Annotated in this window: 6 protein-coding genes; 2 read left to right on the top strand and 4 right to left on the bottom strand. The window is 42.3% G+C overall.

Annotation, left to right across the window (positions count from 1 at the left end; translation table 11 throughout):
* Positions 1–687: 687 nt before the first annotated feature.
* A complete protein-coding gene (locus tag K8S19_04080) occupies positions 688–1,299 on the bottom strand; it encodes a nucleotide-binding protein (protein ID MCD4812852.1) in 612 nt (203 codons plus the stop codon).
* A 305-nt stretch (positions 1,300–1,604) separates the two neighbouring features.
* Positions 1,605–1,835: a helix-turn-helix domain-containing protein gene (locus tag K8S19_04075; GenBank protein MCD4812851.1), complete on the bottom strand. Its 231-nt coding sequence runs from the start codon at positions 1,833–1,835 to the stop codon at positions 1,605–1,607.
* Between the two features lie 144 nt (positions 1,836–1,979).
* Here K8S19_04075 and K8S19_04070 point away from each other — a divergent pair, with 144 nt between their 5' ends.
* Positions 1,980–2,342: a response regulator gene (locus K8S19_04070; GenBank protein ID MCD4812850.1), complete on the top strand. Its 363-nt coding sequence runs from the start codon at positions 1,980–1,982 to the stop codon at positions 2,340–2,342.
* Here the strand turns inward: K8S19_04070 and K8S19_04065 are convergent.
* On the bottom strand, positions 2,331–2,591 hold the full coding sequence (locus tag K8S19_04065) for a hypothetical protein (GenBank protein MCD4812849.1): 261 nt from the start codon (positions 2,589–2,591) through the stop codon (positions 2,331–2,333). The genes K8S19_04070 and K8S19_04065 overlap by 12 nt on opposite strands.
* A 51-nt stretch (positions 2,592–2,642) precedes the next feature.
* On the opposite strand from K8S19_04065, the gene K8S19_04060 reads away from it, so the two are divergent.
* Positions 2,643–3,176 carry an ORF6N domain-containing protein gene (locus K8S19_04060; protein MCD4812848.1) on the top strand — a complete coding sequence of 178 codons (534 nt, stop codon included), beginning with the start codon at positions 2,643–2,645 and terminating at the stop codon, positions 3,174–3,176.
* 129 nt (positions 3,177–3,305) lie between these two features.
* Here the strand turns inward: K8S19_04060 and K8S19_04055 are convergent, their stop codons facing one another.
* Entirely contained in the window at positions 3,306–3,854 is a 549-nt protein-coding gene (locus tag K8S19_04055; protein ID MCD4812847.1) for a DUF2378 family protein, read from the bottom strand.
* Positions 3,855–4,172 lie beyond the last annotated feature (318 nt).

Here is a 4,172-nt window from a genome sequence, read left to right as displayed (position 1 = left end):
CAAAATTAAATTGGGAGAAATATCCCCGGCTTTTGACTAGATATCCATTACCATTTCCCAGTGCAAGATACAAGACACAAGTAGCGTAGAGAATCCATTGTCTGAGGAGCCGGATGCGTTAATTGCGCAAGTCCGGATCTGTGGGAGCTTGGGGAAGGTGACTTCCCTAGGCCACCCGGCCGATTATTCGTTTAACGTCCTTATTCAAATATTCTAACTCCGGCACCAAACACTGACTCCGTCCCCCAACATTTCTGTAGTGATTGACGCCTAGAAGGGGATGTGTTTGATTTAAGGACTTTAGAAAATCAATGGTGAACTCCAGTAGTTCGGTAATACGGTTATGGATGGGGTAGGTGCCTTAAACTGACAACCTGACTCCGGCCCCCAATAAAGCACACTGGTACCCAGTCCAAGGAATCCAGCGTCTTTTTGGGAAAGGCCGATGTGGCCAAAGTTTGAAGTTAGACATGTCCCGTAGGACTGGCATGGCGGTTTTGAGTCGCGATGGAGAAGTTGTTTGGTTGTCCGTGATCGGTGTCGAATAAGAAGAGAAGATGTAGGGGTAGATTGGGTTAACCTGACAACCTGACTCCGTCCCCGAACAAAATTTGGAATTCTATTGTTAGGCTACACATTTATTCGAACATTCGAACTCCGGCACTTAGTATAAAAATATAAGTAATGCTAAGAATCTGAAGAAAAAACTTGATTTGCGTCAACAGAAAAACCAGCTGCTTTGAGTTCTCTGACAAGACTGAATTTCCATGAATCATGTGGTTCCAATGGTAAAAATAGCACACCTTCATAATCACTTGGAATCTCAACACCTTTTTCATAAAGGGCGCAAACTTTGGCGCGGCCAAGTTTGCCAAGAAAAAAGCCAAGCTCGAGTACTACATTCTGCCGCGCGCGAGGTTTTAATTGCTTGGCGCTTTTTATAGATTTTCCTTCATCGTCTGCCGTGAGTAAGACAACAGCAAAATGAACATCCGAGTAATCAGAAAATTTTTCAATTATCGTGCGTCCCTTGTTCGGCTTTTCATGCAAAACAATCGGGGCTAGATTAAGTTTTTCTAAAAAACGAGCGACAGTCTCCTTTAGTCCTTCATCATGTCCATGGACCACGAATACTTTATTTGAGGGTGTGTCATTCTCTGGAGTTTGTGGTTCTGAAATAGGATTGCTATTTTCCCGGAGTTGAATGTCGACATTAAGTTGCTCGATGCAAGCCTTGATAACCTTGATTTTGTTTTGCATACCGGAACGCAAATAATTTGAATAATCAACATCGCTCATTCCTGCAAAAAGAGGTTCATCTCCATCGGCGTATCGGACCGAATTTATGTTTGGTGAATCGGAACCGAATACTCGAACCAAGAAGTCGTGTGCTGTTGTTTTCCATGCTTGTATATCAGAGTTTTTCAAATTTGAATTAGTATATAGATCATTTGCTTTATCGACGAGTTGTTGTAAAAGAGTGATGCCAGTTTCTGCATTGACTGATGGCTGAATTACAGTCCGAGGCTCAGAGTTTGGTTTTTTCCGTGCCACGTCTCACCTCCAGCGAGGTTAGTGGATTTATAGAAATCATTAGTTGAATATTACTCAGCTTTTTTCACCATCTTCGACAAACTCAATCCCAATGCTTTGGCTATCTGATTTGCAATCTGCAAGGTAGGAATCCTCCGTTTTCTTTCCAACAACCCAATTGTCGTTTTATGAACTTTGGCTTTGGCAGCGAGTTGTTCACGTGTCATTTTCTTCTTTTCCCGGGTTTCTTTGATCAATTCCAGAAACCTGGCGACCATGGGGTCCATCGAAATCTCGCTCATTGAAATCTCCGAATGATTGGAATATCTCCAGTAAAAGCGACTTGACAATTAAAAGCTAGTAGACTATTGTCTTTCTTGGCGACATAGAGACAATAGTCTACTCAAAAAAAGATCGGCCTGAAAAAGAGTGAGGAAGAGGCCCGGATGCCTAATGTTCTCATCATTGATGATCAATGGCTTCTTTTAGAAGTCCTCCGTACGGCGTTGGAGGGCGAGTATGCCGTGAAAACCGCCCGGAATGGGGAGGAGGCTTTGGCAATTATGGACCGCTGGAAGGTGGATCTGGTGATCACGGATTACTCCATGCCGGGCATGACCGGGATTGAGGTGATTAAGGCGGTCCGGGCTATGAAGCACAAACCCAAGGTGATTTTCTATACAGCAGTACTGAACCGCGATCTGGAGCGGGAAGCCAAGGCGGCTGGGGCGATGTGGTGTTTGTCCAAGCCGTTTGAGCTGCGGGAGATGAAGGAGAAGATATTAAAGGCGCTAACTTCAAATGATTAAATGCTGCTCACCACGGAGGACACAGAGTTCACGGAGAAAGGCAAAGTAGGGAAAAGTCAAAAGCGTAAAAGCAAAAAACTCTCCACGAATGGACATTAAAAAGGCACGAATAGGGTAAAGGAGTAAAGGCAAAATGGTTTTTGTGATTTTAACCCTAAAAGATATTGATTGTTGTCTTTGGGTTTCTCCGTGAACTCTGTGTTCTCCGTGGTAATAAGCTTTTATTTCTTTTCGTTTTTTTCCATGCATGAAATCTTCCGGAAATCAGTCTAATTCTTCAAATACTTTTTGGAGGATATGATGACTGAAAAAGAATTGCAACTATCTCTGGAATTGATTCGGGAAAAGATCTATGTTATTCGCGGGCAGAAGGTGATGTTGGATAAAGATTTAGCTATTTTATATGGTGTGTTGACGAGGAATTTAAATAAGGCGGTAAAAAGAAATATCGATAGGTTTCCGGATGATTTTATGTTTCAACTCAATAAGGAAGAAATGAACTTGATGTTCCAAACTGGAACTTCAAAAAAAAACCATGGCGGTGTTAGAAAACTTGCGAATGTATTTACGGAACAGGGAATAGCTATGCTCTCTACTGTTTTGAATAGTAAACGTGCCATACAGGTCAATATTCAAATTATGCGATTGTTTGTAAAAATACGAGAATTGATGAGTGTGCATAAGGATATTTACAAACATCTCAACCGCCTGGAAGCAAAACAGGCAACCAGCGACAGGCGTATTACCAAAATAGACACTATTATCGAAGAAATGCTCAAGCTGCCGGTAACCCTGAAGCGGAAGAACAAGCCGATTGGATTCAGGAAAAAATAACAGAATCGGGTACGGCCTGTCCTGCAAACGATGTCCCACGAATAGCTTGCCTGGCGAATGCCGGGCGGGATGCCGGATCATCGCGCCCTAAAAATTATCGCGTAAAAAAATAACCTATCCCAATCAATTTTATTCCCACTGAATATCCCAGGTCATGCTATCGCGGTTGGAGAGATTGTGTGTAATCTCAATAGTTTTGACACCGGTCATTTCAACCATGGCCTGTATAAAACCATCCATAATGTATTCGAAACCATCGGGGATGTCCGGATAACCGGTTAGTGTGAACCGGCCCTGCTGCGGACCCAGTTGTTCTGAAACAGCCGCGCCTTTGCTATGGTAGGTTTTCCAAATTTTCGCGGTCTGCTTGATCACGGTTTCCGGGGAAGAAAATCTTACAAGAATTTTATAAATACCCTGCAGATTATTTTTTGCCGTATCATATGCCAGCGAGGTCAAACCATCCTGGATACTGCTGCCCATATAAACCAGTGGCACAGCGAGTGAATAAAATTTCATGGCTGTTTCGAGCGGAAGCATACTGACCGGCATGGCAGTTTGATAGAGATTCTTTTCCTCTGAAGTCAGCTGATCTAAAAAATAATGTTCGGTTTTTTCGCCTTTGGCTCGTAAAAGAGTACGGGTATGAATCACACCGGCAGCTTTGCATAATGCCATGGTTGCTCCTGTAAACTGTATTGTCGTTTATTTAATATGTTAGCCGTGAATTCCCCGGCGTATAAGCCGGGGGAAACGGAATCGTAATAATGATTTTCTACAGATCATATCCAAATTTCCGCTCTTTAGAGCGGGGAAATTGAACAGGCTAAATCAGCCGGAAAATAATTTGTGTGACGTCTATTTTGTTATGTTTCTATTATTGCAAAAAATAAAAAAAATACTATAAAATATGTAAGTAATAGAACTGTGAATTGTAATTGCAAGTGCGACAAATTGGGATAAAAAAGAGTCCCTCGACTCAAGAAAACTGATAAT

It is taken from the genome of bacterium, from assembly GCA_021108215.1.
Classification (GTDB): Bacteria; Oederibacteriota; JAAXVQ01; order JAAXVQ01; family JAUVAV01; genus JAIORK01.
The sequence above is the reverse complement of the archived record's forward strand: the minus strand, read 5'-3'. Positions and strand labels throughout refer to the sequence as shown.

What these genes read in the sequence shown, in the direction of transcription:
- K8S19_04080 (MCD4812852.1), bottom strand. Translation starts at nt 1,299, where the DNA reads ATGAGCGATGTTGATTATTCAAATTATTTGCGTTCCGGTATGCAAAAC.
- K8S19_04075 (MCD4812851.1), bottom strand. Translation starts at nt 1,835, where the DNA reads ATGAGCGAGATTTCGATGGACCCCATGGTCGCCAGGTTTCTGGAATTG.
- K8S19_04070 (MCD4812850.1), top strand. Translation starts at nt 1,980, where the DNA reads ATGCCTAATGTTCTCATCATTGATGATCAATGGCTTCTTTTAGAAGTC.
- K8S19_04065 (MCD4812849.1), bottom strand. Translation starts at nt 2,591, where the DNA reads ATGCATGGAAAAAAACGAAAAGAAATAAAAGCTTATTACCACGGAGAA.
- K8S19_04060 (MCD4812848.1), top strand. Translation starts at nt 2,643, where the DNA reads ATGACTGAAAAAGAATTGCAACTATCTCTGGAATTGATTCGGGAAAAG.
- K8S19_04055 (MCD4812847.1), bottom strand. Translation starts at nt 3,854, where the DNA reads ATGGCATTATGCAAAGCTGCCGGTGTGATTCATACCCGTACTCTTTTA.